Genomic DNA, 26,325 nt, shown 5'->3' with positions numbered 1-26,325 from the left:
TCCGGGCGACCGAACCGGGATCCCGCCGTGAACAACCGTCTGGCCATGTCCAAACCCGCCGAGGCCGCCGAGAGCACCATCGGCGCCACCGTGCAATCCGTGATCGACACGATCTTCGGCCGCATCGAGGCCGAGGAATACGCGATCGACGAGCGCCTGCCCTCGGAGCGGACGCTCGCGGCCGAGCTCGGGGTCGCGCGCAATACCGTGCGCGAGGCGCTCGACGTGCTGGAGACCCGCAAGGTGATCCGCCGCCGCGCCGGCAGCGGCAGCTTCGTGACCTACAACGCCGAGGCGCAGACGAACGCCGCGCCCTCGGCGCTCGCCTCGAACACGAGCCCGCTGAACCACCTCGTCGTGCGCGGCATCCTCGAACCCGAGATGGTGCGGCTCGCGATCATCAACATGACGCCGCGCCAGATCGAGGCGCTGGGCGAGACCCTGTCGCAGATGGAGCAGGTGCGGACCGACGTTGCCGCCTTCGTGCGCCAGGAGGAGGAGCTTTACCGCCAGATCGCGCATGGCACCGGCAACCCGCTGCTGGCGGCCTGCTACGAGCTTGCCATCGACTCCTGCCGGCAGAATTTCCGCGCCGCGCTTCTCCGGCGGCACCTGACTCCGAAGCGGATCGGCGAGTACCAGCAACGCTACAACACGCTCTTCAACGCCATCGCCTCGCGCGACATCGAGGCGGCGGTCGAGTTCATCAAGCTCCACCTGATCGAGGAGCAGAAGCTGCTCTTGCAGGAGATGTGAGCCTAGAGGCTGCGGCGCGCGAGCGCGGTCTTGCTGCCGGCGCGGGCCTGGCGCTGGTCCCACATCTGGCCGAGCTCGATCATCTGGGCCTTGAGGCGGGGCCCGTGCTCTGCGAGCCAGTCGGGGATCGAGCCGAACTCGACGATCCGCGCCTTGCCGTCGGTGAGCCGCACCACCGGCCAGTCGCCGACAAGCGCGTTGTCGATGCCGAAGATCTCCGCCCCCCACCAGGCGGCCGGCCCGAAGGCATGCATCACCGCGCCGGACTGCTTCATCGCGGCCAGGACCGAGATCGAGGTCACGCTGCCCGCGCGTTCTGCCGCCGTGTGCCAGATGTCGAGGATCGCGGCATATTCCCAGGAAACCGCGCTCCAGCTGTCGGGGAAGCGGCGCTGGTATTCGTCGTAGAAATCCTTCGGGCGGTTGAAGAAGAAGGCCTTTTCGGCGAGCGCGGGGTCGTCGAAATCGGGGAACTGGAAGACGAAGCCCTCCATGAAGGCGCGCGAGGTGCGCGCGACCAGCCGCGGATAGGCGTCGAGCGTGCAGGAGAGGAGCTGGCCGGTGAAGCCCGCGGCATGGGCGGCCTCGGTCAGGGCATGGACCATCGGCGTGTAGCTCGTGCACCAGCAGAGCATGTCGGGATGGTCGGCCAGCATCGCCGCGACGATCGCGCCCGCGTCGGCGGCGTCCGGGTCGTAGCGGATCTCCTTGACCACCTCGATCCCGGCGGCGTCGAAGGCCGCCCGGTAGGTCGCGAGCGAGGGCAGGCCGAGCGCGTCGGTCTGGCTGCAGAGCGCGACGCGGCGGATCTCGGGGCGGGTCCGCGACAGCCAGTCGACCCCGGTGACGTTGTAGATCGGGTGCAGTTCGCTCGGCGCGATGAGGTAGGGCGTGTCGGGCGACAGGTCGCTTGGCAGGAGCGTCGCCGTCAGGATCTTGCGGTCGGTGAGGTAGTCCATCACCGCCGACAAAGTGTCGCCGCCGAGCGAGAGGATGAGCTTGACGTCATGCTCCTGCACCAGCTTGCGGACGCCCTCCCGCGCGAGTTTCGGGTCGTAGCGGCAGTCGTAGGGCAGGATGCGGATGTTGTGGCGCCGGCCGCCCAGCTGGAGCCCGCCCTTGCGGCCGATTCGGTCGGCCCAGATCTGGCAGCCGTTGAGGCCGGGCAGGCCCCAGGATTGGACTGGACCAGTCAGCGGGGCGACGAATCCGATGTTGATCGTGTCGGCGATCCCGGTGGTCAGCCGGGGAAGCGCACCCTTCACGGCCAATCTCTGCGCAAAACTTCCTGAGCTCATGTCACCGATATTACGTCCTTTTCATGCGTTGTGTAGCCCTTTCACGGCGCAATATTACCCATAGGCAAAACTTTTTATTGACAGGCGGGCAACCGGTTCGCCAGTCTGGTCCAAACCAAAGGAACCAAATCGCGAAATTGGTTCATACCACCAGGAGGTCGAAATGAGGAAACGCGTAGCCATCATCGGTGCCGGCCCGTCCGGCTTGGCCCAGTTGCGGGCCTTCCAGTCCGCCGCACAGAAGGGCGCCGAGATCCCCGAACTGGTCTGCTTCGAGAAGCAGTCCAACTGGGGCGGCCTGTGGAACTACACCTGGCGCACCGGCCTCGACGAGAACGGCGAGCCGGTCCATTGCTCGATGTACCGCTACCTCTGGTCGAACGGCCCGAAGGAAGGCCTCGAATTCGCCGACTATTCCTTCGAGGAGCATTTCGGCAAGCAGATCGCCTCCTACCCACCGCGGGCGGTGCTCTTCGACTACATCGAGGGCCGGGTGAAGAAGGCCGACGTGCGCAAGTGGATCCGGTTCAACACCGCGGTCCGCGGGGTCAGTTTCGACGACAAGACCAAGAAGTTCACCGTCACGGTGCATGACCACGAGAAGGACAGCACCTACAGCGAGGACTTCGACCATGTGATCTGCGCCTCGGGCCATTTCTCGACGCCGAACGTGCCCTTCTACGAGGGCTTCGACACGTTCAATGGCCGTGTCCTGCATGCCCATGACTTCCGCGATGCCCGCGAGTTCCGCGGCAAGGACATCCTGATCGTCGGCGCCTCCTACTCGGCCGAGGACATCGGCTCGCAGTGCTGGAAGTACGGCTGCAAGTCGGTCACGTCGTCCTATCGCTCCGCGCCGATGGGCTTCAAGTGGCCCGACAACTGGGAAGAGAAGCCGGCGCTGGAGAAGGTCGACGGCAACACCGCCTATTTCGCCGACGGCACCACGAAGGTCGTCGACGCGATCATCCTGTGCACCGGCTACAAGCACTATTTCAACTTCCTGCCGGACGACCTGCGGCTGAAGACCGCGAACCGGCTAGCGACGAACGATCTCTACAAGGGCGTCGTCTATGTCCACAATCCGGCGATGTTCTACCTCGGGATGCAGGACCAGTGGTTCACCTTCAACATGTTCGACGCGCAGGCCTGGTGGGTGCGCGACGCGATCATGGGGCGGATCGCGATCCCGTCCGACAAGGCGGTGCTGATGAAGGACGTCGTCGACCGCGTGGCGGGCGAGGATGCCGGCAAGGACGCGCATGACGCGATCCATTACCAGGGCGACTACGTCAAGGAACTGATCTCCGAGACCGACTACCCGAGCTTCGACGTCGACGGCGCCTGCGAGGCCTTCTTCGAGTGGAAGGACCACAAGAAGCAGGACATCATGGGCTTCCGCAACAACGCCTACCGCTCGGTCATCACCGGCACGATGGCGCCTCTGCACCACACGCCGTGGAAGGACGCGCTCGACGACTCGCTCGAATCCTACCTGCAGACCGGGACCGCCCGGGCGGCGGCGGAATAGGTTCGACCCCCGCTTCCCTGGGGTCCGAACCGGCGCGGCGGCCACTCCCCGTGGCCGCCGCGATCATGTCCGGACCGGACCGAGCCCGAGCCGCGTCGGGATCGAGATCCGGACGCTCAGTCCGCCGAGATCCTCCGACCCACTAAGCGCTATCGCGCCGCCATAGGCCTGCACGAGATCGGTCGCGATCGCGAGCCCGAGGCCCGTCCCCGGAGCGGAGGTGTCGAGACGCCCGCCTGAGCGCAAAGCCTCACGGCGATCCTGGTCAGGAATGCCGGGGCCGTCGTCCTCGACCGCGATCCAGGTTTCGTTTTCGGAATTGCCGCAGGTGAGCCGCACCGTCCGGCGCGACCACTGGAAGGCGTTTTCCAGGATGTTGCCCAGAACCTCCTCGAGATCCTGCATGTCCATCCGGATCCGGAGATCGGGGTCCGTCTCGGTGAGGAACCTCTTCGAGTGGGTGGAGGGCATCGACCGGAAAAGCCGCGCCATGCGGTCGACCGAACCGGAAAGGTTCGTGAGCGCCTGGGTCGCGCCGCCGCTGTTCGCGGCGCGGATCCGGGCGAGCGACCGCAGGAGCTGGGCATCGACCCGGTCCAGCGCCTCCTTCGCCGGACCGATGTCGGTGCCGTCCCGCTCCAGCGAGTCGAGCGCGTTGCGCAGGATCGCCGACGGCGTCTTCAGCGCATGGGCGAGATCGGCCGCCTGCCGCCGGCCGCGCTCGACGATGTCGCGGTTGCGCTCCAGCAGGGTGTTGATGTCGGAGACCAGCGGGGCGACCTCGCTGGGATAGTCGCCGGGATCGAGCGCCTCCTCGCGGTCCCAGCGGTGCGCGACATCCTCGCGCAGCTTGGTCAGCGGGCGCACGATCGCCGAGGTTTGCAGGATCGCGCCGGCGATCCCGAGCACGCCGATCAGGGCCAGCGTCGAGAACAAGCCCTGGCGAAACCGCTGGCGTTCAAGTTCGAGCGCGGCCAGGGATTCCGCGATCATCACGGTCCATGACGTGCCGTCATCCAGTTCGACCAGGCTATAGGCGCCGCGCACGGTGCCCTGCGGGCCGGCGCCGGTCCAGAACTGCGGCTCGGGCGCGGGGTCGCGCGGCTCCGGCAGGAGCGAGTCGAAGAGAGAGCGCGAGGCGACCGTGTCGGTGTCGGCGCCCGAGATCTGCCAGTAGCGGCCCGAATAGGGGCGAAGATAGGCCGGATCGGTCAGGAAGTCCTCGATCAGTTCGACGTCGCCACCGGTGTTTCCGAGCGCCGAGACGAGTTGCAGGTGCCGGTCGAGGAGGGTGTCGTCGAACCGCCGCTGGGTCGCGGCATCGAAGATGTAGTAGAGCGCCACCCCGCCGATCGCCAGGGCGATGGCGGCCCAGATCAGGCCGCCGACGATAGCGCGCTGCCGAAGGGACCGCATCAGCTGTTGTCTATGGTGTAACCGCGGCCGCGGACCGTCTGGATGAAGTCGGGCCCGAGTTTCTTTCTCAGTCGTGTGATGAAGACCGCGATGGTGTTGGAATCGCGGTCGTTGTCATATTCGTAGATATGCTCGACCAGTTCGGTACGCGATACGAGCCGCCCGGCATTATGCGCAAGATAGGACAGGACCGCAGCCTCCTGCGAGGTCAGCTCGACCGGGAAGCCGCCCGAGGTAACGCGGTTGTTGCGGGTGTCGAACTCGACACTGCCCTTGCGGAAGACCGGGTTGACCGTTCCTGACCGGCGGCGCAGCATCGCGCGGACGCGGGCCGAGAGCTCGGGCATGTGGAACGGCTTTGACATGTAGTCGTCCGCGCCCGCGTCGAGGCCGTCGACACGTTCGGTCCAGCCATCCCTCGCGGTCAGGATGAGTACGGGTGTCGCGACGCCCTGGCCGCGCCATTCCTTCAGGACCGAGAGCCCGTCCCTCTTCGGCAGGCCGATATCGAGGATGATCAGGTCATAAGGCTCGGTGCCGCCCATGAAGGCTGCTTCATCGCCGTCATGAACGACATCGACGGCCCGGCCCTCGGCAATCAACGCGCGCTTGATCTGCTCGCACAGAACGGTTTCGTCCTCGGCAATCAGTATCCGCATGTCTCGTTACGGCCCCGGCTGGTGAGTGCTTCGCGGATGATAGACTACTTAGGCCCTTTGCCGCCACCTTTGCCGCCAGCGTTTCCGCCACTGTTGCCGCCACTGTTGCCGCCAGCGTTTCCGCCGGCGTTGCTGCTGCCGCCGCCGTTGCTGCTGCCGCCGGCGTTGCTGCTGCCGCCGCCGTTGCTGCTGCCCCCGCCGTTGCTGCTGCCCCCGCCGTTGCTGCTGCCGCCGCCGTTGCTGCTGCCGCCGCCGTTGCTGCTGCCGCCGCCCTTGCTCTTGCTCTTGCCTGGTTTACTCTTGCTTGGTTTGCTCTTGCCGGGTGTGCTCTTGCTCGCGCCGCTCTTGCTCGCGCCGCTCTTGCTCGCGCCGCTCTTGCTCGCGCCGCTCTTGCTCGCGGTGCTCTTGCTCGCGGTGCTCTTGCTGCTCGTTGCCTTGCCGACCTTCTGCGCGGCGGCGGTCTTGCCGTTGTTCTTCGTGCGGGCGGCTTCCCGCACCGCCTTGGCGCGCGTCGAAAACCGCGACAGGACGGCCCCGGTCGAGGCATCCACGACCACGGAAGCCAGCTTTCCGTTGGGCTGCATCACGAGGACATTGTAACAGATGCCGTCCGCGTCGAAGGCGCGCACATCGACGGGGTCGCCGGAAACCCTGGACGAGATCGAGGACAGAATCTTCTGAAGCCCGAGGCTGCGGCCCGCGTTGACGCTCTGGCGCAATTCCTTCTGGCTCAGTTCGCGTACGCTCGCCGCCTGCGCCGGGACGGGCGCAAGGGCATGAGCAACAAGACATGCGAGTACGACGCGCCTGATCATTAAAAATTCTTAGCAAACCCAAGATGAACCGAAGATGAACGACATGTTGTCATTCGGTTCAAGCGGTCTGTGCTTTTTTTCAGGATAACGACAGGTCCGTCTTCGATTCCCGTGCAATGGCCGCCGATCCCGCGGCCCTGCCGGACAGGTGGCGAGAGGGCCTTGCAACCTGAATTTGCCGGAGCGACTTATGCCCTCGTCTGCCAACACAATCCTGAAAGCCGCCTGCTTCGCGATCGCCTCGCTGGGGGCTGTGGCCTTCGTCGCGACGGTTGCCATGCCCGATGCCGCCTATGCCAAGAACGGCAATGGAAACGGCAACGGCAAAGGCGGCGAAAAGAACTCCGGAAAGAGCGCAGGCAAGGGCGCCAGCAAGAGCAGCACCAAGGGGAACGGCAAGAGCAAGGGAAGCAACGGCGCCAAGAGCGCGGCGAAGAGCGCGCACAAGAGCCTCGACAGCGGTGATGTCCCGGGAAAATCCAGGGTCAGGCCGATGCCCTACGGCAAATCCAAGCTCGCGGCAGCCGAATACGATGACGACGTCAGCAAGCCGCTTCATCCGAGCGAGAAGGGCAAGTGGAACGCCGCGCATGCCAACCAGGCGGCGCTTGACGCGCATATCCGCAATCAGAACTTCAACGGCACGATCGGCGCGCTCTCGCAGTACCAGCTCGCGGCCAAGGCGGCGGCCGGCGAGGAGCTGTCGGAAAGCGAGCAGGCCGCGCTCGACACGTTCGTGGACTTTGACGCGATCGAGGTCTCAGACCAGGATCTGGCCGATTTCCTCAATGAAGGAGCGCTCGTCAGCGACCCGGTCTATTCGGTCGAGGACGGCATAGTGCGCTGCGACGCGAACTGCGACGGCGTCGATCTGGCGGGCGCCCAGGCCGCCGCCGACGCCGAGGCGATGAACATCCAGGAGACCGAGGAGCAGATGGCCCTCGACGGCTTCCTGTCCGACTCCGAAGCCCGCATCGTCGGCGAGTCGAACAAGCCGCTGAGCCCGGAGCGTACAGAGGATCTTCTGGACGAGCTTGCCTCCGAGCTTGGTGTCAGCCGGGCGCTGCCCGATGCGGAGTTCGACGAGGTCGCGGATCTGCCGGTCGAGGAGCCCGAGTTCGTGGTGGAGGATCCGGCGCCTGTCATCGAGTGAGGCCGCCGGAGCCGGCAGCTTGCGCCGGCACTAACAAGAAACAAATGAGGTTGAGCAGTTGAGAGGAGATTAAAAACAAACGAGACGGATGGTGAGACATGACCCTTTATAGGATTATCGATCGCATCGCTCTTGTTCTGGCCTTGTTTTCGTTTTGCTTGTTTTTTGTGATGCAGGAACTCGAGACCGCGATTTCCATGTTGGCGCTCTGGCCGTTGACCAGGGCAGCCGTTCTTGTAGTTGACGTTTTCTTCACGTTCTTCACGGAGCGGCCGCTCATCAGGGTGGTCGGTAGCTCCGACGATCGCCTGAGAGACTGACCGCAAAGCGACATGCCGCGGCGCCCTGAACCGGACCCGCTGCCGGATTGCCCGGCAGATCTGGCCGTGTGAAAGGCCCGCGCGTCGCCCGCGGGTCCTGTCCGGCCCGCTCATCGGAACAGCCCGCTTCCCGCCGGGTCGGTCCAGATGACCTCCACCGGCCCCCTAGCGTCCCGCTATATACGTTGCCGTGATCGCCTTCGCGTCCTGCGCGGCCCGATCGAGCGGCGCCCCGTTCGCGAGGGCCGCGGCTATGGCGGTCGCGAAAGTGCAGCCGGTTCCCCTGCGCCCGCGGTGCTGGCGCGGGGAGCGGAGCGTCAACAGGCCCCCCGCCGAAAACAGCCAGTCGCAAGCGTCCCGCCCGTCGTCGTGGCCCCCCTTGAGCAGGACCGCCCCAGCGCCGAGCGCGAGCAGCGTCTTGGCCTGGCGCACCCGTTCCGGCTCGTCTCGTGCGGGCGGGCGTCCAGTCAACAACGCCGCCTCGGGCAGGTTCGGGGTGACGACCGTGGCCAGCGGCATGAGCGTCGCGACGAGGGCGTGCCTCCCCGGCGCGTCGAGGAGGCACGCGCCGGAAGAGGCGGCGAGGACCGGATCCAGGACGACCGGAATGCCGCGGGGCAGAGCCGCCGCGACGGCCGCGACGGAGCCCGCGTCCCCGAGCATGCCGATCTTCACGGCGTCGATGGGGCCTGCGTCGAAGGCCGCCGCGATCTGCGCCGAGAGGAGCGCGGGCGCCACGAACTGGCAGGCGGTGACGCCCCGGTCGGTCTGCGCGGTCACCGCCGTCAGCGCGACCCGCGCGGCGCAGCCGAGCGTGGACAGCACGGCGAGGTCGCGCGCCGCCCCGGCGCCACAGCCGGAATCGAACCCGGCGATGACGAGCACGGTCTTCATGCGCTGCGGGCTCCGCTCATCGGGTGGCCTTGATCCAGTGGGTTGTGCGCGCTTCGGGGTCCGGGTCGCGGAGGATGTCGGTCACCACCGCCGCGCTGTCGGCGCCGGCGGCGAAGACGCCGGGCAGCCGGTCGGGCGTGAGACCGCCGATGGCGACGAGCGGCAGCGCGCCGATCCGGCGCTTCCACTCCCGCACGCGGTCAAGCCCCTGCGGCGCCCAGGGCATCTGCTTCAGGAGCGTCGGGTAGACCGGTCCGAGGGCCACATAGGCGGGGTCGCAGGACAGCGCGCGGCCGAGCTCGGCCTCGTCATGGGTCGAGATCCCGAGCCTTAGACCGGCGCGGCGGATCGCGGAGAGGTCGGCGGTGTCGAGATCCTCCTGCCCGAGATGGACGAAGCCGGCGCCGAGGTCGATCGCCTCCCGCCAGTGATCGTTGATCACCAGTTCCGTGCCGTGGCTTTGGCAGAGCGCGATGGCGCGCGCGATCTGGGCGGCGCGGTCGGGCGCGTCCTTGAGGCGCAGTTGCACCAGCCGGACGCCGAGCGGAACGAGCCTCGCCAAGGTCTCCGCGTCCGGAACGATCAGGTAGAAGCGGTCCATCAGGCGAGCTCCGCCATGCCGAAGACCGGGGTGGAGGGCTGCGCCATGTCGCGCTTCGGCATCAGGCCCGCGAGATGCGCGGCACGGCCCGCCTCGACGGCGAGCGCGAAGGCGCGGGCCATCCTGACCGGGTCGGCGGCCTTGGCGACGGCGGTGTTGAGGAGCACCGCGTCATAGCCCATCTCCATTGCCTCGGCCGCCTGGCTCGGCGCGCCGAGCCCGGCGTCGATCACCAGCGGCACGCCCGGAAAGGCCGCCCGCATCGCCCGGAGCCCCTCGCGGTTGCGCAGGCCCTGGCCGGAACCGATCGGCGCGCCCCAGGGCATCAGCACCTCGCAGCCCGCCGCGAGCAGGCGTTCGCCGACGATCAGGTCCTCGGTCGTGTAGGGAAAGACCGCGAAGCCGTCGGCGGCGAGGATCCGCGCCGCCTCGACGAGGCCGAAGACATCGGGCTGCAGCGTGTCGGCATGGCCGATCACCTCGAGCTTGATCCAGTTCGTGCCGAAAAGCTCGCGCGCCATGTGGGCGGTCGTCACCGCCTCCTTCACGCTGTGGCAGCCGGCGGTGTTGGGCAGGATCCGGCAGCCCGAGGCGCGGACCAATTCGCGGAAGGCGCCGCCGCCCGGCCCCTCGCGGCGGAGCGAGACGGTGATGACCTCGGCCCCGGCGGCGGATATGGCCTCGGCGAGGACCGCGGGCGAGGGGTATTGCGCCGTGCCGAGCATCAGGCGCGAGGAAAGCGCGGTGCCGTAGACCATCTCAGCCCCCCTGCATCGGCGACAGGACCTCGATCTTGGCGCCGTCGCGGAGCGCGGTCGCGGCGCGGCAGTGGAGTGGCACGTAGACGCCGTTGAGCGCGGTGGCGACGGCGCGGGGCTGGTAGCCCTGCTCCTCGACCAGCTCGGCCAGCGTCGTCGCGCGGACCTCGACGGGCTCGCCGTTCAGTTCAAGACGCATGGCGGGTCTCCTGGTAAAGCGTGGCGGCCAGGTCCCCGGCGAGCGCGGGGGCGAGGAGGAAGCCGTGGCGGTAAAGGCCGTTGAGGTGGATCCGGCCGTTCCGCTCGACGATCCGGGGGATGTTGTCGGGAAAGGCCGGGCGCAGGCCGGCACCGGTCTCGATCACGCGGGCCTCGGCGAAGGCGGGGTGGAGCGCGTAGGCGGCCGACAAGAGCTCCATCGTGGCGCGGGCGGAAATCAGGCCGGGGTCGTCGCTCTCGACCATCGTGGCGCCGATGAGGAAGCGGCCGCCCTCGCGCGGGACGACGTAGCAGGGAAAGCGCGGATGGAGGAGCCGGACGGTGCGGGTCAGCGTCACCTCGGGCGCCTCGACCAGCAGCATCTCGCCCCGGACCGCGCGCAGTTCGGGCAGGGCGTCGCGCGCAGCGAGGCCCCGGCAGTCGATTGTTTGCCCGCGTGGTTTCGCGTCAGTGCCGAGGCGCAGCGCGACCCCCATCGCGGCGAGCCGCGCCCGGAGCGCGGCCAATGCCGCGCGGGGATCCATATGCGCCTCGTCGGCATAGTGGAGCCCTTCGGCGAAGCGCCCGGCGAGGTCGGGCTCGAGGCTGCCGGGATCGGCGGGTGCGTGGCCGGTGGTGGCGCGGGCGAAGCGGCGGAGTTCGGCCCGATCGCGCGGCGGGGCGACGACGAGCGTGCCGCGCCGGACGACGCCCGGCACGCGCGCCGCCCACCAATCGACCGCGCGGCGGCCGTTTTCGACGACGCAAAGGGGCGCGCTCTCGCCCTCGCAGAAGGGCGCGAGCATGCCGCCGGCATACCAGGAGGCGCCCTGCGGATCGGGCGCGGGGTCGATCACCTCGATCAGCGCGCCGCGCTCGGCCAGCATCGTCGCGGCGCAGAGCCCCGCGACGCCGGCCCCGAGGACCGAGAACATCATTCCGCGACGTCCAGGTACAGTTCGCCGCCCTCGCGGAACTTCTCGGCCATCCGCGCCATGCCGGCGGCCTTCTCGGCCTCGGCGCGGATGTCGTGGCTGATCCGCATCGAGCAGAACTTCGGCCCACACATGGAGCAGAAATGCGCGACCTTGTGCGCCTCCTTCGGCATCGTCTCGTCATGGAAGGCGCGGGCGGTGTCGGGGTCGAGCGAGAGGTTGAATTGGTCCTCCCAGCGGAATTCGAACCGGGCGCGGGACAGCGCGTCGTCGCGCGCCTGCGCGCCGGGATGGCCCTTGGCGAGGTCGGCGGCATGGGCGGCGAGCTTGTAGGTGATCACCCCGGTCTTCACGTCGTTGCGGTCGGGCAGGCCGAGATGCTCCTTCGGCGTGACGTAGCAGAGCATCGCGGTGCCGAACCAGCCGATCATCGCCGCGCCGATGGCGCTGGTGATGTGGTCGTAGCCCGGCGCGATGTCGGTCGTGAGCGGCCCGAGCGTGTAGAACGGTGCCTCGTGGCAATGCTGAAGCTGCTTGTCCATGTTGGCCTTGATCTTGTGCATCGGCACATGGCCCGGCCCCTCGATCATCACCTGGCAGTCCTTGGCCCAGGCGACCTTAGTCAGTTCGCCGAGCGTCTCCAGCTCGGCGAACTGCGCCGCGTCGTTGGCATCCGCGATCGAGCCGGGGCGCAGGCCGTCGCCGAGGGAGAACGAGACGTCATAGGCCCGCGCGATGTCGCAGATCTCGTCGAAATGCTCGTAGAGGAAGCTCTCGCGATGATGGTGCAGGCACCACTTGGCCATGATCGAGCCGCCGCGGCTGACGATGCCGGTCACCCGGCTCGCGGTCATCGGGATCATGTGGAGCCGCACCCCGGCATGGATGGTGAAATAGTCGACGCCCTGCTCGGCCTGTTCGATCAGCGTGTCGCGGAACACCTCCCAGCTCAGGTCCTCGGCGATGCCGCCGACCTTCTCCAGCGCCTGGTAGAGCGGCACGGTCCCGATCGGCACCGGGGCGTTGCGCAGGATCCAGTCGCGGATGTTGTGGATGTTGCGGCCCGTCGAGAGGTCCATCACCGTGTCCGCGCCCCAGCGGATCGCCCAGACCATCTTGTCGACCTCCTCCTCCATCGAGGAGGTGACGGCGGAGTTGCCGATATTGGCGTTGATCTTCACGAGGAAGTTGCGGCCGATGATCATCGGCTCCAATTCGGGGTGGTTGACGTTCGCGGGGATGATCGCGCGGCCGGCGGCGATCTCGCGGCGGACGAAGTCGGGGGTCACGAGGTCGGGGATCGACGCGCCGTAGTCCTCGCCGTCGCGCGCGGCGTGCCAGGCCTCCATTCGGCCGAGGTTCTCGCGGATCGCGACGAATTCCATCTCGGGGGTGATCACGCCGGCGCGGGCGCTCGCCATCTGCGTGACCGCGCGGCCGTCCTTGCCGCGGAGCGGCTGGCGGCGGGAAGGGAAGGCCGGCACCAGCCGCGCGCCCTCGGCAAAGCCGTTGTCGGCGGCGGTGACTTCGCGGCCCGCGTAGGTTTCGAGGTCGTCGCGGGGCGTGAGCCAGTTGCGGACGACGGGCAGGCCCGTCGCGATGTCGGTCGCGGCGGCCGGGTCCGTGTAGGGGCCCGAGCTGTCGTAGACCGTCAGCGGCGCCTCGCCGCCGCCGACCGCGATCCGGCGCATCGGCACGCGGATGTCGTGGATCTGGCCGGGAACATGGATCTTGCAGGAAGCGGGCAGGGCGCCGGTGGTGATCCGGGGCGCGGTGGTGGGCGTGGTCATGGCGTCTCCTCAAGTGCACTCGATGAGACCCAAGCAACACATGAGGCAGAAAGGGACCGCTTCGGCCCCGTTGGCGGGCCACACGGCCCAAAGAGGCCGGATGGCACCCTTCGGTCTTCCTAAGCCAGCATCAACTGGGTCAGGTTCAAAGGGTCGCGTCACCGCATGGTCGCCCATGCTGTCAGCCTCTCAGTCCCCTTGGCGGGACTCCCCTGACGTAGCGGCACGTTATGCGCGGCAGCGAGCGGGCGTCAAGCGCCGTCGTGCGGGTCCGAGCGCCCGATCCCGCTGCGGCGCCGGGTTCCGCTGTCGCGGGCCGCGGCCGGACGCACGCAGAGGAGCAGGGCAAGGGTCAGCGGCAGCAGGAACAAGACCCGCGCGCCGTATCGGTGCGCCGGTTCGGACACGCCGCCGCAGACCAGGGCGTTCACGGCGATGCCGATGAGAACCATGACCGCCATCGCGCGGAGATCGGCCGGCAGGCGGCGGCCGAGGCACAGCCCGGCAAGGCCGGCGGCGGACAGCAGGTAGACCGCGCCGTGGAGCCAGGCGAGGGGCGCGAGCCAGTGGCGATCGGCCCCGGTCATGCGCCCCGCGCGCAAGGCCGAGGAGGGCCCGTCGGGATCGGGCATGGCCAGAAGCGCCTCGGAGGGGATGGTCATGTCGACCCGGAAATAGCCGATCTGGGTCGCCACATTGCGCATCAGCGCCCAGGCGAGGCCCGCGGGATCGCTCCTCGCGACATCCGCGAGGAACCGCAACTGCTCGCGCGAAATCGCCTGCTGCGCGTCGAGCGGCAGGCGCCTCAGCGAGCCGAGTTCCGGACTCCGGGCGAAGATGATGTTCGGGGCATAGAACCGCTGCGGATCCTCGCCCGCCGCCAGCACGTCGAAAAGCGCGCAGGTCGCCAGTTCCGGGTCAGGGCAATGTTCGGCGAGATAGAGGCGTCCGGGGCCGTCGCCGATGAGCCGCGCGGTGACGAAGGGCAGGTAGTGGGCGGTCTTCTTCTCGAAACGCTCGACGGCATAGCCGAAGAGCATCCGCTCGGCGACGCCGGTGCCGACCAGAAGCCCGATCAGGCCGAGCGCGGTCCACCACCGGCGGCCCGCCGCCGCGGGCGCCAGCATGAGGCCGACCGGCAGGATCACCGCCGCCATCAAGAGGTGCGACGGATGGACGAGGATCGCCGCGAGGGACAGCGCGATCGCCGCCAGCCGGTCGGCCCGCCCCATCCTCGCCCAGAAGGCGCACAGCACCGCGAGCATGAGGATCAGGACCGGCGCGAAGATGTCCGGCATCAGGAACGCGACGTAGAACGGCGCCGATCCGAGGCAGCCCGCGGCGAGCGCGATCGCCGTCATGCCCGAGGCTGGCGGCGCGGCCGGGCCCGCGCGGCGGATCTGCCGGGCGGCGATCCACACCGCAAGCCAGAGCAAGCAAAGGTTGAAGAGGATGATCCCGCCGGGGCCGGTCGCCCGTTCCAGACCTGCGAGCAGAAGGGCGTAGATCGCCGAGCGGCTGGCATTGACCACGCGGTCCTCGGCCGGTGCGGCGGCGGGCTGCGTGTCCGCGTCGCCCGGCCCGGCCGCCGCCGGGTCATCGGCGGGCAGGCCCAGCGACGTCAGGATGTTGTCGCCCTGATCGAGAAAGCCGATGGTGTCGAAGTAGAAGAGCGGCGCCCCGTTGGCGAGCCAGACCGAAAGGCAGAGCCCGGCGGCAAGAACGCTCCAGAGGGCGGGGCGCATCGTCGTCATCGCGTCCGGCTCGCGACAGGGGGCAGGCTCACGGGCGGGCGCGTCCCGAGCCGCGATACCGGAACGATCCTGTGCCCGGCGCTTCGGGCCATGTGCCTGCGGTTTCCGGCTGACATCGGTGCGGCCTTGCGGGTTGCCTCGATCGGTACGCACCGGCATGCCGTCGGATGCGCATGTCATTATCAGGGAAAGACTTTGCGGCAGGCAAGTGGGTGCCGCAGGGGCGGCTTCGGTTTTCGGATGTGATATGGAATGCGGCAAACACACCTGTTCCGAAAACATGCCTTCGCGTGTAGTATCTGCGCACAATCAGTCGCGGTTCCCGGAGGTCGCGACCTCTGGCAGCTCTTGGGACGGGCCGAATGCAGGATCGGTGGACAAATGCCTCCAACGCGCCCGGCTGTCCGGAACCGGATGTCTTGGCCGGGCGGTGGCATGCAGGTCGGCGCGATGGGGTTTGTGATTGTCCCCGCGAAGGAAAGGGGCGGTGATGCGGCTTCTTGTGACCGGCAGCGAGGGGCTCGTGGGGCGCTGGCTTTCGGAGTCGCTTCGGGCGGGCGGACACGATGTGGTCGCCTACGACATCCGTCTCGGCGACGACATTCGCGATCCGGACAACCTCGAACGCGCGATGCGCGGCTGCGAGGGGGTGGTCCATCTCGCCGCGATTTCCCGGGTGATGTGGGGCGAAATCCATCCGCGGCTCTGTCATGACGTCAACGTGGGCGGAACGGCGGCCGTCCTCGCTGCCGTGGCCCGGCAGCGCCCCGAGCCCTGGCTTCTGTTCTCCAGTTCGCGCGAGGTCTACGGCGATCCGCTCATGCTTCCGGTGACGGAAGACGCGGAGATACGCCCGATCAACCACTACGGCCGCAGCAAGGCCGAGAGCGAGGGTCTGATCGAAGCCGCCCGCGCCGACCGGCTTCGGTGCGGCATCCTCCGGCTCTCGAACGTCTATGGCGGCCTGAACGACCATCCGGATCGCGCCGTGCCCGCGTTCCTGTGGCGGTCGCTCGCGGGCGAGGAATTGCAGGTTTCGGGCTCCGACATGGTTCTCGACTTCGTGCATGTCGAGGATTGCGTGAAGGGGCTGCTGGTCGCGGCCGAGATGCTTTCGGGGGGCGCGGCATCGGTGCCGACCGTGCACCTGTCGAGCGGCGTGCCGACGACCCTGCTGGAACTGGCCCGCTCGGCGGTCGCCACCGCCGGGTCCGCGACGCCGGTAACGGGTGTGGACCGGCGGAGTTACGATGTGCGCGGTTTCGTCGGAGATCCCGCGCGTGCCCGTGAGGTTCTGGGCTGGCGCGCCGAAATCGCGCTTGAGGCAGGTCTGCGTCGGTTTCGGGACGATCTGATCGCGCGCGGCCGGCCGCTGGCGCTGGTTCCGGTGCCGTTCGCGGTGCCGCCCGATGTGGTCCGGCAAAGCCGTATTGAGTTAAGTGGTGCATGCGATTGAAGGTTGGCACAAATTGAGATCAGGACGTAAGGGAACGGCGCGGGCGGCCGGGCGTGAGGGCCGCGGCGACGCCCGGCCGGATCGGCGCGGCTAGACCGATGGCGACCCGCATCTTCGACATCGGAATTGCCGAGGCCGGCGGGGAATGGACCGGCCTTGGCGGCTACGACCGGGCGCTTTTTCTTATCCGGCTCGACAGGCGGCCGCTCGGCATGGTGACGGTGCCGGTGCGCGACGGGGCGGTCGCGCGCGGCGCGGTCCGGCGCGCGATCGGACCCCAGATCCGCCGCGAACTTGCCGTGGAACTGGCGCGCCGCTCGCATTTCCCGCCGCACAAGTCCTCGGCCCCGACGGCGACCATCGCGATCTGCACGCGGGACCGGCCCGACGATCTGGAACGCGCTCTTGCCGCGCTCACGGGTTTCGCGGACCGCGGCCAGGACATCCTGGTCGTCGACAACTGCCCGTCCACCGACGCGACCCGCCGTCTTGTCGACGGCTTTCCGTCGGTCCGGTACGTCTGCGAGCCGGTCAAGGGCCTCGACAACGCCCGCAACCGGGCGTTGGCGGAGGCGCGCGGCGAGATCGTCGCCTTCATCGACGACGATGCCGTCGCGGAGGACGAATGGCTCGACGCGTTGCTCGGCGGGTTCGAGGATCCGCGCGTCGCCTGCGTGACCGGCCTGACGATGCCGCTGGAACTGGAAACCGAGGCGCAGGAGGTGTTCGAATCTCTCGCCGGGTTTTCGCGGCGGGGCTTCGCCCGCAGGACGTTTTCCTCGCCGCCGACCCATCCGCTTGCGACTGGCCCCATCGGCGCGGGCGCCAACATGGCGATCAGGCGCGACCTCGTGCACTCGATCGGCCCGTTCGACCCGGCGCTGGATGCCGGAACGCCGACGAAGTCGGGGGGCGACCACGAATACATGACCCGCATCCTGCGCGCCGGCCACCACATCGTCTACGAGCCGGGCGCGGTCAACTGGCACCGCCATCGCCGGAGCTGGGAGGAGCTCGTCGCGACCATGCAGGGCTACGGCGTCGGGGTCTATGCCGGATGGACCCGCGCGTTTCTCGTCGACCACGACTGGGGCGTGTTCCGCCGCGCGCTGGGCTGGTTCCGCCACGACCAGCTGCCGGCACTGGTCCGCGCGACCTTTGCCCCCTCGAAGGACCGGCCGCGCGACCTTCTCTGGGCGGAACTGCGGGGCTGCTGGCAAGGCCCCTTCGCCTATCTCCGGGCGCGGCGGCAGGCGGGCGGGGCGGTAATTGACTGAGCCGCGGCCGGAGATCAGCGTCGTCATCCCGACGCATGCGCGCTGCGGCCAGCTTCTGCGCACGCTGGAGGCGCTCGAACGCCACAGCCTGGAGCGGTCGCGGTTCGAGGTCATCGTCGCGCTCGACGCCGCCGCCGACGGGACCGCCGCCGCGCTCGCGGAGCGCGGCTGGCGGTTCGATCTGCGCCAGGCCGAATCCGCGCGGCGCGCGGCGGGCGCTGCCCGCAACGCCGGCGCGGCGATCGCGCGGGCCGGGCGGCTGGTCTTTCTCGACGACGACATCATCGTCGGCGCAGATTTCCTTGCGGCGCATCTTCGGGTGGCGGGCGATGACCCGGCCGTTGTCGTGGTCGGACAGTCGGCCCCGGCCATCGCCGGGGACGGGCTCTTCGCCGAGGCGCTGCGGCGGTGGTGGACCGACCGGTTCCATGCACTGTCGGCACCGGATCACCGGTTCGCCTATTCCGACGTCATGAGCGGCAACCTCTCGATTGACCGTGCCCTGTTCGAGCGCCTTGGCGGCTTCGATACGACCCTCGATTGCCGGGAGGACTACGAGCTCGGCTACCGCCTCGTCGCGGCGGGAGCGAGGATTCGATACGCGGCCGACGCGCATGGCCTGCATCACGACACGAGCGACCTGCGGCGGAGTTTCGACCGGGCCCGCGCGGAAGGGCGGGCCGATGTTGCCATCGCGCGCAAGCATCCCGAGCTGTTTCCCTTCCTGCTCGCCGCCGAGATGACGGCGCCGGGCGTCCGGGCATGGCTTTTGCGCCAGTCGGTGTTCCGGCTGGCCGGGCCGGCGCGGCTCGCGGCGGCGGGGCTGGGCGCGCTCTTGCCGGTCTTCGAGGCGGCCGGGCTTCGCCGCACCTGGCATCGGGGCAGCCGCATGGTGCGAACCCATGCCTATCATCGCAGCGTGGCCGAGGCCCTCGGCGCGCAAGGGGAACTCGATGCGCTCGCCGGGCGCGCGGCCGAGGCGGCGAAGGCTCAGGTGCCGCCGGTCCTCGGGATCGAGCTCGCCGGGGGTATCGAGGCCGCGCGACGGCAATTCATCGAGAGCGGTCCCCTCGCGTTCGAGCTGCGGCTCGGCGGCAAGCCCGTTGCGCGGGTCGGCGCGCAGCCCGGCCTTGTGGTGCCGGGTCTGCGGCAGTTCGATGCCGCTCTGAACGCGCGCATCCGCGACTGGGCGCCCGGTGTCATGGCGGCGGAGCATATGCCGCCCCTGCCCGATGCGCCGCTGGAGGGGCAGGGGGATCCGGCCGAGCGTGACGCGGATGCCGGGACGGCGCTGGCGGAGCTTGACCTCGCCGACTGGCGCTTCACGCCCCGAGGCGGCCGGACCGGTTATCCCCTGCGCGTTCTGGTGCGCCGCGGTGCCCGGCCCCTCGGCTGGATTTCCGTCGATAAGCGGCCGCCGGCGGGGGCGCTCGCGGCGGCGCTGCGGGACGGGGTGGTGCGCGATGCGGCGATCTGCGAGCGGCTCCTGGCGGATGCGTTGACCGGCACGCCGCCGGAGCCCGATCCCGCGCCGCTCACGGTGGTGGTCTGCACGCGCGACCGGACCGAGCGGCTGAAGCGGTGCCTCGCCGCGATCGCGGGGCTGGGCCACCCGGAGTTCGAGGTCATCGTCGTCGACAACGCGCCGGCCACGGAGGCGACGGCGCGGCTCGTCGCGGCGCTGCCCAATGTCCGCTATGTCCGGGAGGACCGGCCGGGCCTCGACTGGGCGCGCAACCGCGGACTTGCCGAGGCGCGGACCGACATCGTAGCCTTCACCGACGATGATACGGAGGTGGACCGGCATTGGCTTTCGGGCATTTCGGCCGCATTCGCCGACCCGGAGGTCGCGGCGGTGACGGGGCTGGTCCTGCCGATGGCGCTCGGGACGGCGGCGGAGCATTATTTCGAGAATGTCTATGGCGGCATGGGCAAGGGATTTGACCCGGTGACTTGGCGCCGCACGGATCTCAGCCCGCGCGCGATGCTCTGGGCCAACCGCTTCGGCGTCGGCGCCAACATGGCGTTCCGCCGCTCGGCGCTGAACTGGATCGGCGGCTTCGACCCGGCGCTGGATGTCGGCACGGCGACCCGCGGCGGCGGCGATCTCGAGATGTTCCACCGGGTCGTGCGCCGTGGCGGCGCGCTCGCCTATACGCCCTCGGCTGTCGTCTGGCACGAGCACCGGAGCAGCATGGGCGCGCTGCGTGACCAGATGCGCGACAACGGGTCGGGGTTCGCGGCCTATCTTCTCGCCGTGGGCCGGAGCGGCATGGTCAGCCGGGCGACGCTTCTGGCCTTCGCCCTGTACGACTGGATCTGGGGCTGGCTCATCCGCCGCCTGATCTGGCCGCAGGGCAGCCACCGGCGCCTCACGCTGGCCGAGCTGTCGGGCCTCTTCCGGGCTCCGGGACGATACCGGCGGGCGCGGGTCACGGCGCGCCGTCAGGGGGCGCCGGACGACCCGGCCGCACCGCTCGCGGAGGGGCGCGAGGCATGAGGATTCCGGACCGCAGGTCGATACGGCACATGCTCGACGTGATCGGCGTGCTGGTCGCGCGGGACCAGAAGGCGCGCTACCAGAGCACGGCGATGGGCGTCTTCTGGGCGGTCGTGAGCCCGGCGCTGTTCCTCATGACCTTCTATGTCCTTTTCAAGGTCATGCTGCCCCTGAACATTCCCAACTACGCCTCGCATCTCTTCATCGCGCTCATCCTCTGGACCTGGTTCCAGACCACGACAATGGAGGCGGTGGGCACCATCGTCGGCAACCCCGGCCTGGTCAATCAGCCCCGCTTCCCGGTCGCCGCGCTGCCGCTGGCCGCCACGGTGTCGAACTTCGTGACCCTTCTCCTGACCCTTCCGCTTCTGGTGGTGATCCTGTGGGTCGAGGACGCGAAAGTCGGGCCGGCGCTCGTCGCGCTGCCGATCCTGACGCTTTGCCAGTTCGTGTTCGTCCTCAGCATGGCCTATTTCGTCTCGGCGCTGAACGTGGTCTTCCGCGACCTGCAGTACATCGTGCCTATTCTCTTGCAGTTCGGGTATTTCACCACGCCGATCTTCTATTCCGCCGACGCGTTGCCCGAGCGCGCGCGGCAGATCCTCTCGCTCAACCCAATGCTTCAGATCATAGAGGCCCACCGCAGCGTCCTGATCTACGGCGAATGGCCGGACTGGCGCGCGATCGGCATCCTGCTCGTGGCCTCGCTCGTACTGCTGGCGCTGACCTATCGCTTCTTCCGCGGCGCCAGCCTGCGCTTCCTGGAGGAGATATGACAGTGACCGCGCTGCGCGCCGAAGGCCTGCAAAAGAGCTTCCGCCATCAGGGTGCGGACGCGCCGCGCACCTTCCGGCGCTGGGTCGAGGGCGGCTGGCGGACGCGGCCGCGCGGGGAGATGATCCGCGCGCTCGACGATGTGAGCCTGGAGGTGGCGCCGGGCCAGATGCTCGGGGTCATCGGCCGCAACGGCGCCGGCAAGTCGACGCTTCTGCGGCTGCTCGGCGGGGTGATGCAGCCGGACCGGGGGCGGGTGATCGCCACGGCGCCGGTCAATGGCCTCTTGGCGCTGAACACCGGCATGCATCCGGAACTGACCGGGCGCGAGAACATCGTGATCAACGGCGTGCTCTCGGGCCTGCTCAGGGAGGAGGTCCGCGCGCGGTCCGACAGCATCATCGCCTTCGCGGAAATGCAGGACCATATCGACGACCCCGTGCGCACCTACAGCAGCGGAATGAAGCTGCGGCTCGGCTTCTCGGTCGCGGTGCATGTCGAGCCGAAGATCCTGTTGATCGACGAGGTTCTGGCGGTGGGCGACATCGAGTTCCAGAAGAAGTGCCTCAGGCGCATCGCCGAGTTCAAGGAAAACGGCTGCGCCATCGTTCTCATCAGCCATGACCTCGGAACGGTCCGGCGGGTCTGCGACCGGGTTCTCTGGCTGGACCGCGGGCAGGTCCGGGCGATCGGCGCGCCCGAGAGTGTCGTCTCCGCCTATGAGGGCGAAAGCAGTGGCGTGACCAGCATGGATGGCTGGGGCGAGGTCGCCGGCGTCACCCTGCGCGACCCTGCCGGGGCGGGGATCGAGACGCTCGCGCCGGGTGCCGGCCTAACGGTCGGGGTCGCGCTGCGTGCGCTGCGGCCGATTTCCCGGCCGCAAGTCGGCATCACGATCGCCGATGCCTCGGGGCATGTCTGCTTCGATGCCGACAGCCTGGCCGATGGCGTCGATATGCCTGACCTTACCGGCAACGCAGACCTGTCGGTCGAGATCGCGCGCCTCGATCTCACGCCGGGGCACTACACGGTCAGCGTCAGCCTGCGGCCCGGCGGAAGCGATCCTTCGCAATTGAGCCACTGGAGCGCCTGTCCGCTCACCATCGAGGGCGACGCCCGTCCGAACGGCATGCTCAACCCGCCGCGACACTGGCGTATCGCGGGCGGGTGATGCGGGTTCGCGGTCTCAGGGCTCGGAGAGGAAGGCGAAGGGCCGCTCGCCGTTCTGGATCAGGTCGCGAAGGTCGGTGCGCGGCCCGGCCCTGTCCCGGATCAGCGAGACGATCTTCTGGCGGTGCACCATGCGCAACTCGCGGGAGCGGAACCACAAGGGATTGAGCAGGTAGGATTCGACCAGCAGCCGGGCGATGGTCCGGTAGTCCCGGTTGCGCAGGAAGGCGGTCATCAGCCAGCCGTTCAGAAGCGTGCGGGCGTCGGCGAAGCAGCGGTCGGGCGTATCGGGAAACTCCGCGCGGATATCGTCCATCACTGCGCGGACGGCCTTGAGCTGCCGGCGAGGCTCGCGCTGGGACATGCCATGCTCGACAAGCCGGTAGCCGACGAGGAAGCGCGGCACGAGAACCGGCGCCTGCCGGGCAGCGAGGCGCAGGACCAGCTTCCAGTCCTCGGCTCCCTGGACGCCGCGCGCGCGCAGGGACGGGTCGAAGCCGCCGGCCTCGGCAACCGCGGCGCGGCGGAACAGCGAGGCGCTGCCGCAGCCGACCGAGTTCAGCGTCAGGAGCCCTTCGAAGTCGTGGCGCGGCTCGTGGCGCCACGGCGGGGCCGGGATCAGCCGGTTCGCGGTGTCGACGCGAAGCAGGTAGGCATAGGCGAAGGGGGCTTCGGGATGGTCCTCCAGTGCTGCGTGCAGGCTCTCCAGAAAGTCCGGGTGCCAGAGGTCGTCGGCGTCAAGAAAGGCGACGTATCCGCCTTTCGCCTCGTCCAGACCGCGATTGCGTGCCGCCGCGAGGCCGCGGTTCTCCTGCGTCACCATGCGGAACCGGGCGTCGGAGGCGAGAATGGGGGCCATGATCGCCTCGAGGTCGTCGGTCGAGCCGTCATTGACGACGATCACCTCGTAGGCGATGCCGCGCTGGGCGCGGACTGAGCGGATCGTGTCCCGGATCGACCAGCCCGAGTTGTGCGCGGGGATGACAACGCTGATCAAGTCGTCGTTCATGCTTGATCGTCCATCTGGTCCTGGGCGGCGCCTCCTGCAAAGAGCCATGTACGCAATCTAGACGACTTCCGGCGGCCGATCCAATCCATTTCCGATCCGCCTTCGGCCGGGAAGGCGCGCCTGTCCGGTCAGCGCGACGGCAGGTCTTTGCCCGCGAACCGAAGGTGACCCTCTTTCATCCAGACCCGGCAGCCGTCCTTCCCAGCGACGGCGGAGAGCCTGGCCCCGATCGGCAGGCGCAGCCACGATCCCGGCGCGAAGCCTTCCCCGCCTTCGAGAAACCCGCCCTCAAGGCAGAGGATCTCCAGGCCGCCGACAGGCGTCACCTCGACCGTCGCGCCGGGCGCCCACTGCTCGATCCGGACGCATTCGCGGGCGTCCTCGTACAGGATCGCGCTGCCGACGCCCGGCCGGCCGGGAGGCGCCTGCAGGTCGAGGTCGCGCGTGTCGCGCGTGACCTCGTTCCGGTCGTCGGGCGCGAACTGCCAGAGCTTGACGAAGATGGTGCAGCCCGGCGCGGAGCCGGGCGTGTGGCGCGATGTCGGCGGATTGCGGACGTAGCTGCCCGCCGGGAAGTCGCCTTGCTCGTCCTGGAACACGCCGTCGAGGACGAGGAACTCCTCGCCGCCGTCATGAGTATGCGGCGAAAACCGGCTGCCCGGAGCGAAGCGGACGATCGTGGTCGCCCGCGCCACCTCGTCGCCGATCCGGTCAAGCATCTTGCGCTCGACGCCGGGCATCGGCGAGGGGGTCCAGTCCATCCGGTCGGCATGGACCGCGACGCGGAGGTCGAAATCGGCGTTGAGTTCCATCGGGCTTCTCCCTGTGGGCCCGTGCGGGGCGAAGCGTGATCTTGGGCGACGGGGCGCTCCAAGGCGGGTTCGCCTTCGCGCGTTGCATCCGATACTCGCTTCCCTTGGGCTTCCCGTCTAGTTGTCTCGCATCACGTTGACCGAGCAATTCGCGTGGCGCACGACGCGCGCCGCCGTCGGGCCGATCAGGTAGTCCTTCAGCGAGGGGCGGTGCGCGCCGAGCACGATCATCGTCGCGCCGATATCCTTCGCGACCTTCAGGATCTCCTCGTAGGCGGTGCCATGCCGCGCGATGGTGCTGACCTTCATGCCGCCCGGCGTATGGTCCGCGACGATCTCGTTCAGCTTGTCGAGCGCCTCCTTGACGATCGCCTTCAGGTCATAGTTCTCCGATCCGCCCATCTCGCCGCGGATCGCGTAGCGGTAATCGAGCCCCGACAGGATGTCCGGCACGACGGTCATCACCACCAGCTCGGCCTTGCGGACCTTGGCCTGGACGACGCCCTCGGCGATCGTCTTGAGGCCGGTCTTCTGGTCCGCCATGTCGATCGGAACAAGGATCTTTTCGCCCATCTTCTGCTCTCCTTCCCTGTTTCACCGGGCTTCGCGGCGCAAATAGAGCCAGAAAAGCCATATGAACATCAAAACCAGCGCGACGTTCAGCACCGAGACGTCGGCCGAGGGATTCATCGCCGCAGGCGGCGTCGGCAGCGTCGGCGCGAAGGCCGCCGCGAGCGGCAGCACCGGGTCGATCAGCTCGCCCCCGGTGATGCCGGCCGCCAGGGCCTGCACCGTGCTCGTCGGCACCGGCTTCAGGGCGGGGGCGGCCGTGGCACCTGGGCCCTGGTCGCCAATCGTGGCGACCGCCGGAACCGGCGCGGGCCCGGCCAGAACCGCCTGGCTCGACAGCGTTTCGACGGCCGAGAACTGCCCGCCGTAGGCGCCGCCGGGAATGCGGGTCTGGCGCAGGAACGGGTATTTCACGAGGTTGGCGCCCTGCGCCCAGCCATCGACCGGCAGGAGCTTCAGATCCGCGGTCGAGAATGCATCCGCGATCATGTCGCTGCCGACGGGCGCGGGAAGCACGGCGACCTTGCCCTTCGCGTCGAGAAGCGCCAGGAGATCGCCCGCGCTTGCCGCGTCGGTTACGGTCAGCGCCGCCGTCAGGCCGAGCGCGTCGGTGAGGATCGTGGCGATCCGGTAGGACGCCGAACCTTCCGGGCCGACGATGAGCGCGGTGGCCTCGGAGAGCGCGCCGACACCCGCGTCGCCGGTCGGGCTGACGAGGTGGACCGCGTTCGCACCGACCGCCGCGAGGCCCTCGAAGGCCTCGGTCCGCACCGGCGTCGGGCCGGAGAGGTCGAAGAAGCTCTCGGCGCCGACGAGGGCGAGCCGGGCGTTGCCATTCGCGACCTCCGCCAACGGATCGTGGTTCGGGTCGATCGTGACCTCGCGGCCGACATAGGCCCGCCGGGCGGAGCGCAGCGCGGTGCTGGCAAGATCGCTCTCGGCCAGGAGCGGCGAGGCGGCGATCATCAGCGGTTCTTCCGCCTCCACCGCGCCCGCCGCGATCAGCCCGAGCCGGGCCAGCGCGTCGCGCGCCACGGCCTCGGGCGAACGGCCCTCGAGATCGACGCGGCGGTTGAGCGCCTGCATCTCCTCGTTGGTGAACTTGCCGCCGAGCGCGTCGAGCGCGCCGCCGAGGGCGGGGTATCTCGACAGCGATTCCAGCCGGACGATCGGCGCGAGCTCGTAGACCGGGAAGAACTGGAGATCGTCCTTCAGAAGCGTCAGCCCGTAATCTGCGATCTGGCCGTCGGTCGTGTAGACCTCGATCACGTCGACCTCGCCGTCGAGAAGCTGGTCGTAGAGCGTTCCACGGTCGGAAAGCGGCACCTCGACGATCTCGCCGAATTCGAAGCCGTAGCGCTGTGTCATCGGGGTGAGGCCGTCGAGCGGCCGCTTGGTGAAGTCGTCCTCGATCCCGATCGTCACCTCGGAGCTGCGCCGGACGAGCTGCGACATGTCGGTCAGGCGCATGTCCTCGGCCCGCTCGGGCAGCATCGCGAGCCCGTAATTGTTGGCCACGCCCACCCGCTCGCGCCAGGAGATGCCGAGCGGCTCGAAGATCTGCTTCACCCGCTCGGTCGCGGCATCGCCGTCGGCCAGCGGGCTCTGGCCGAGCATGACAAGGCCGGTGCCGTTGTATTCGGGATAGGCGTCGATATCGCCGCGCTTCAGGGCTTCGAGGATCGCGGGCGTGTTCTCGTATTCCACGACGCCTTCGACGGGAATGCCCTGTTCCGCGATCACGGCCGCCATCATGTGGGCGAGGATCTTGCTCTCGCCGAAGTTCTTGGCGCCGATGCGGATCTTGCCGTCCTCCTCGGTGCAGCCGGCGAGCGCGGCCAGGGTGGCCAGAATGGCGATGATTGCGCGAATGGACATG

24 protein-coding genes and 1 riboswitch are annotated in these 26,325 nt (G+C 68.8%); of the genes, 9 read left to right on the top strand and 15 right to left on the bottom strand.

All coding sequences use genetic code 11. The annotated features are described in order from the left end of the window. Positions 1-45 precede the first annotated feature (45 nt). The gene (locus R5H32_RS11675; protein ID WP_263334143.1) at positions 46-756 is read left to right on the top strand and encodes a FadR/GntR family transcriptional regulator; all 711 of its coding nucleotides are present in this window, start codon (positions 46-48) and stop codon (positions 754-756) included. A 2-nt stretch (positions 757-758) separates the two neighbouring features. Here R5H32_RS11675 and R5H32_RS11670 read toward each other — a convergent pair whose 3' ends face one another. Next, positions 759-2,054, bottom strand: coding sequence for an ABC transporter substrate-binding protein (locus tag R5H32_RS11670; protein ID WP_318338851.1), 1,296 nt, complete (start codon positions 2,052-2,054; stop codon positions 759-761). Between the two features lie 163 nt (positions 2,055-2,217). Here R5H32_RS11670 and R5H32_RS11665 point away from each other — a divergent pair, with 163 nt between their 5' ends. Further along, positions 2,218-3,585, top strand: a complete 1,368-nt coding sequence (locus R5H32_RS11665) for an NAD(P)/FAD-dependent oxidoreductase (protein ID WP_318338850.1) — start codon at positions 2,218-2,220, stop codon at positions 3,583-3,585. Between the two features lie 63 nt (positions 3,586-3,648). On the opposite strand, the gene R5H32_RS11660 is transcribed toward R5H32_RS11665, so the two are convergent. Genes R5H32_RS11660 through R5H32_RS11650 form a run of 3 tightly spaced genes read right to left on the bottom strand, consistent with a single transcriptional unit; the run spans position 3,649 to position 6,475 of the window. Further along, positions 3,649-5,001, bottom strand: coding sequence for an ATP-binding protein (locus R5H32_RS11660; RefSeq protein ID WP_318338849.1), 1,353 nt, complete (start codon positions 4,999-5,001; stop codon positions 3,649-3,651). Beyond that, entirely contained in the window at positions 5,001-5,660 is a 660-nt protein-coding gene (locus tag R5H32_RS11655; protein WP_318338848.1) for a response regulator transcription factor, read from the bottom strand. The genes R5H32_RS11660 and R5H32_RS11655 overlap by 1 nt, the downstream gene beginning before the upstream one ends. 44 nt (positions 5,661-5,704) lie before the next feature. Then, a complete protein-coding gene (locus R5H32_RS11650) occupies positions 5,705-6,475 on the bottom strand; it encodes a hypothetical protein (RefSeq protein ID WP_318338847.1) in 771 nt (256 codons plus the stop codon). Positions 6,476-6,665: 190 nt separating this feature from the next. Here R5H32_RS11650 and R5H32_RS11645 point away from each other — a divergent pair, with 190 nt between their 5' ends. Both R5H32_RS11645 and R5H32_RS11640 read left to right on the top strand, forming a co-directional pair. Then, complete coding sequence (locus R5H32_RS11645; RefSeq protein WP_318338846.1) at positions 6,666-7,628, top strand: hypothetical protein; 963 nt, start codon at positions 6,666-6,668, stop codon at positions 7,626-7,628. 98 nt (positions 7,629-7,726) lie between these two features. Further along, entirely contained in the window at positions 7,727-7,948 is a 222-nt protein-coding gene (locus R5H32_RS11640; RefSeq protein WP_318338845.1) for a hypothetical protein, read from the top strand. A gap of 165 nt (positions 7,949-8,113) precedes the next feature. On the opposite strand, the gene R5H32_RS11635 is transcribed toward R5H32_RS11640, so the two are convergent. The 7 genes from R5H32_RS11635 to R5H32_RS11605 all read right to left on the bottom strand — a co-directional run bounded on the left by R5H32_RS11635 (position 8,114) and on the right by R5H32_RS11605 (position 14,878). Then, on the bottom strand, positions 8,114-8,842 hold the full coding sequence (locus R5H32_RS11635) for a hydroxymethylpyrimidine/phosphomethylpyrimidine kinase (protein ID WP_318338844.1): 729 nt from the start codon (positions 8,840-8,842) through the stop codon (positions 8,114-8,116). 16 nt (positions 8,843-8,858) lie between these two features. Continuing rightward, positions 8,859-9,443: a thiamine phosphate synthase gene (locus tag R5H32_RS11630; protein ID WP_318338843.1), complete on the bottom strand. Its 585-nt coding sequence runs from the start codon at positions 9,441-9,443 to the stop codon at positions 8,859-8,861. Beyond that, complete coding sequence (locus R5H32_RS11625) at positions 9,443-10,201, bottom strand: thiazole synthase (RefSeq protein ID WP_318338842.1); 759 nt, start codon at positions 10,199-10,201, stop codon at positions 9,443-9,445. Before R5H32_RS11625 ends, R5H32_RS11630 begins: the two co-directional genes overlap by 1 nt. Before the next feature lies 1 nt (position 10,202). Further along, positions 10,203-10,400: a sulfur carrier protein ThiS gene (thiS, locus tag R5H32_RS11620; protein WP_318338841.1), complete on the bottom strand. Its 198-nt coding sequence runs from the start codon at positions 10,398-10,400 to the stop codon at positions 10,203-10,205. Further along, the gene (locus R5H32_RS11615; RefSeq protein WP_318338903.1) at positions 10,390-11,334 is read right to left on the bottom strand and encodes an FAD-dependent oxidoreductase; all 945 of its coding nucleotides are present in this window, start codon (positions 11,332-11,334) and stop codon (positions 10,390-10,392) included. Before R5H32_RS11615 ends, thiS begins: the two co-directional genes overlap by 11 nt. Continuing rightward, positions 11,334-13,124 (bottom strand): phosphomethylpyrimidine synthase ThiC, encoded by a 1,791-nt coding sequence (thiC, locus tag R5H32_RS11610; RefSeq protein ID WP_318338840.1) that lies wholly within the window; start codon positions 13,122-13,124, stop codon positions 11,334-11,336. The genes R5H32_RS11615 and thiC overlap by 1 nt, the downstream gene beginning before the upstream one ends. A 99-nt stretch (positions 13,125-13,223) precedes the next feature. After that, a riboswitch (TPP riboswitch) is annotated at positions 13,224-13,348 on the bottom strand. Between the two features lie 27 nt (positions 13,349-13,375). Beyond that, positions 13,376-14,878: a hypothetical protein gene (locus R5H32_RS11605; protein ID WP_318338839.1), complete on the bottom strand. Its 1,503-nt coding sequence runs from the start codon at positions 14,876-14,878 to the stop codon at positions 13,376-13,378. Positions 14,879-15,368: 490 nt separating this feature from the next. Here R5H32_RS11605 and R5H32_RS11600 point away from each other — a divergent pair, with 490 nt between their 5' ends. From R5H32_RS11600 to R5H32_RS11580, 5 genes are all read left to right on the top strand, one after another. Continuing rightward, on the top strand, positions 15,369-16,334 hold the full coding sequence (locus R5H32_RS11600; RefSeq protein ID WP_318338838.1) for an NAD(P)-dependent oxidoreductase: 966 nt from the start codon (positions 15,369-15,371) through the stop codon (positions 16,332-16,334). 98 nt (positions 16,335-16,432) lie between these two features. Then, a complete protein-coding gene (locus tag R5H32_RS11595) occupies positions 16,433-17,611 on the top strand; it encodes a glycosyltransferase family 2 protein (protein WP_318338837.1) in 1,179 nt (392 codons plus the stop codon). Continuing rightward, entirely contained in the window at positions 17,604-20,111 is a 2,508-nt protein-coding gene (locus tag R5H32_RS11590; protein WP_318338836.1) for a glycosyltransferase, read from the top strand. The genes R5H32_RS11595 and R5H32_RS11590 overlap by 8 nt, the downstream gene beginning before the upstream one ends. Next, positions 20,108-20,887: an ABC transporter permease gene (locus R5H32_RS11585; RefSeq protein ID WP_318338835.1), complete on the top strand. Its 780-nt coding sequence runs from the start codon at positions 20,108-20,110 to the stop codon at positions 20,885-20,887. The genes R5H32_RS11590 and R5H32_RS11585 overlap by 4 nt, the downstream gene beginning before the upstream one ends. A gap of 2 nt (positions 20,888-20,889) precedes the next feature. Next, on the top strand, positions 20,890-22,056 hold the full coding sequence (locus tag R5H32_RS11580; protein ID WP_318338834.1) for an ABC transporter ATP-binding protein: 1,167 nt from the start codon (positions 20,890-20,892) through the stop codon (positions 22,054-22,056). Positions 22,057-22,071: 15 nt separating this feature from the next. Here the strand turns inward: R5H32_RS11580 and R5H32_RS11575 are convergent, their stop codons facing one another. The 4 genes from R5H32_RS11575 to R5H32_RS11560 all read right to left on the bottom strand — a co-directional run bounded on the left by R5H32_RS11575 (position 22,072) and on the right by R5H32_RS11560 (position 26,324). Continuing rightward, positions 22,072-23,064 carry a glycosyltransferase family 2 protein gene (locus tag R5H32_RS11575; RefSeq protein ID WP_318338833.1) on the bottom strand — a complete coding sequence of 331 codons (993 nt, stop codon included), beginning with the start codon at positions 23,062-23,064 and terminating at the stop codon, positions 22,072-22,074. Positions 23,065-23,192: 128 nt separating this feature from the next. Continuing rightward, positions 23,193-23,876, bottom strand: a complete 684-nt coding sequence (locus tag R5H32_RS11570) for a cupin domain-containing protein (protein ID WP_318338832.1) — start codon at positions 23,874-23,876, stop codon at positions 23,193-23,195. A gap of 117 nt (positions 23,877-23,993) precedes the next feature. After that, the gene (locus R5H32_RS11565) at positions 23,994-24,449 is read right to left on the bottom strand and encodes a universal stress protein (RefSeq protein ID WP_318338831.1); all 456 of its coding nucleotides are present in this window, start codon (positions 24,447-24,449) and stop codon (positions 23,994-23,996) included. A 21-nt stretch (positions 24,450-24,470) separates the two neighbouring features. Then, positions 24,471-26,324 (bottom strand): glycine betaine ABC transporter substrate-binding protein, encoded by a 1,854-nt coding sequence (locus tag R5H32_RS11560; protein ID WP_318338830.1) that lies wholly within the window; start codon positions 26,322-26,324, stop codon positions 24,471-24,473. Position 26,325: the final 1 nt, after the last annotated feature.

This window comes from Defluviimonas sp. D31, assembly GCF_033436765.1.
Lineage (GTDB): Bacteria > Pseudomonadota > Alphaproteobacteria > Rhodobacterales > Rhodobacteraceae > Albidovulum.
Note: the sequence above shows the minus strand (reverse complement) of the source record. Positions and strands in the feature narration are given on the sequence as shown.

What these genes read in the sequence shown, in the direction of transcription:
- R5H32_RS11675 (WP_263334143.1), top strand. Translation starts at nt 46, where the DNA reads ATGTCCAAACCCGCCGAGGCCGCCGAGAGCACCATCGGCGCCACCGTG.
- R5H32_RS11670 (WP_318338851.1), bottom strand. Translation starts at nt 2,054, where the DNA reads ATGAGCTCAGGAAGTTTTGCGCAGAGATTGGCCGTGAAGGGTGCGCTT.
- R5H32_RS11665 (WP_318338850.1), top strand. Translation starts at nt 2,218, where the DNA reads ATGAGGAAACGCGTAGCCATCATCGGTGCCGGCCCGTCCGGCTTGGCC.
- R5H32_RS11660 (WP_318338849.1), bottom strand. Translation starts at nt 5,001, where the DNA reads ATGCGGTCCCTTCGGCAGCGCGCTATCGTCGGCGGCCTGATCTGGGCC.
- R5H32_RS11655 (WP_318338848.1), bottom strand. Translation starts at nt 5,660, where the DNA reads ATGCGGATACTGATTGCCGAGGACGAAACCGTTCTGTGCGAGCAGATC.
- R5H32_RS11650 (WP_318338847.1), bottom strand. Translation starts at nt 6,475, where the DNA reads ATGATCAGGCGCGTCGTACTCGCATGTCTTGTTGCTCATGCCCTTGCG.
- R5H32_RS11645 (WP_318338846.1), top strand. Translation starts at nt 6,666, where the DNA reads ATGCCCTCGTCTGCCAACACAATCCTGAAAGCCGCCTGCTTCGCGATC.
- R5H32_RS11640 (WP_318338845.1), top strand. Translation starts at nt 7,727, where the DNA reads ATGACCCTTTATAGGATTATCGATCGCATCGCTCTTGTTCTGGCCTTG.
- R5H32_RS11635 (WP_318338844.1), bottom strand. Translation starts at nt 8,842, where the DNA reads ATGAAGACCGTGCTCGTCATCGCCGGGTTCGATTCCGGCTGTGGCGCC.
- R5H32_RS11630 (WP_318338843.1), bottom strand. Translation starts at nt 9,443, where the DNA reads ATGGACCGCTTCTACCTGATCGTTCCGGACGCGGAGACCTTGGCGAGG.
- R5H32_RS11625 (WP_318338842.1), bottom strand. Translation starts at nt 10,201, where the DNA reads ATGGTCTACGGCACCGCGCTTTCCTCGCGCCTGATGCTCGGCACGGCG.
- thiS (WP_318338841.1), bottom strand. Translation starts at nt 10,400, where the DNA reads ATGCGTCTTGAACTGAACGGCGAGCCCGTCGAGGTCCGCGCGACGACG.
- R5H32_RS11615 (WP_318338903.1), bottom strand. Translation starts at nt 11,334, where the DNA reads ATGTTCTCGGTCCTCGGGGCCGGCGTCGCGGGGCTCTGCGCCGCGACG.
- thiC (WP_318338840.1), bottom strand. Translation starts at nt 13,124, where the DNA reads ATGACCACGCCCACCACCGCGCCCCGGATCACCACCGGCGCCCTGCCC.
- R5H32_RS11605 (WP_318338839.1), bottom strand. Translation starts at nt 14,878, where the DNA reads ATGACGACGATGCGCCCCGCCCTCTGGAGCGTTCTTGCCGCCGGGCTC.
- R5H32_RS11600 (WP_318338838.1), top strand. Translation starts at nt 15,369, where the DNA reads ATGCGGCTTCTTGTGACCGGCAGCGAGGGGCTCGTGGGGCGCTGGCTT.
- R5H32_RS11595 (WP_318338837.1), top strand. Translation starts at nt 16,433, where the DNA reads ATGGCGACCCGCATCTTCGACATCGGAATTGCCGAGGCCGGCGGGGAA.
- R5H32_RS11585 (WP_318338835.1), top strand. Translation starts at nt 20,108, where the DNA reads ATGAGGATTCCGGACCGCAGGTCGATACGGCACATGCTCGACGTGATC.
- R5H32_RS11575 (WP_318338833.1), bottom strand. Translation starts at nt 23,064, where the DNA reads ATGAACGACGACTTGATCAGCGTTGTCATCCCCGCGCACAACTCGGGC.
- R5H32_RS11570 (WP_318338832.1), bottom strand. Translation starts at nt 23,876, where the DNA reads ATGGAACTCAACGCCGATTTCGACCTCCGCGTCGCGGTCCATGCCGAC.
- R5H32_RS11565 (WP_318338831.1), bottom strand. Translation starts at nt 24,449, where the DNA reads ATGGGCGAAAAGATCCTTGTTCCGATCGACATGGCGGACCAGAAGACC.
- R5H32_RS11560 (WP_318338830.1), bottom strand. Translation starts at nt 26,324, where the DNA reads ATGTCCATTCGCGCAATCATCGCCATTCTGGCCACCCTGGCCGCGCTC.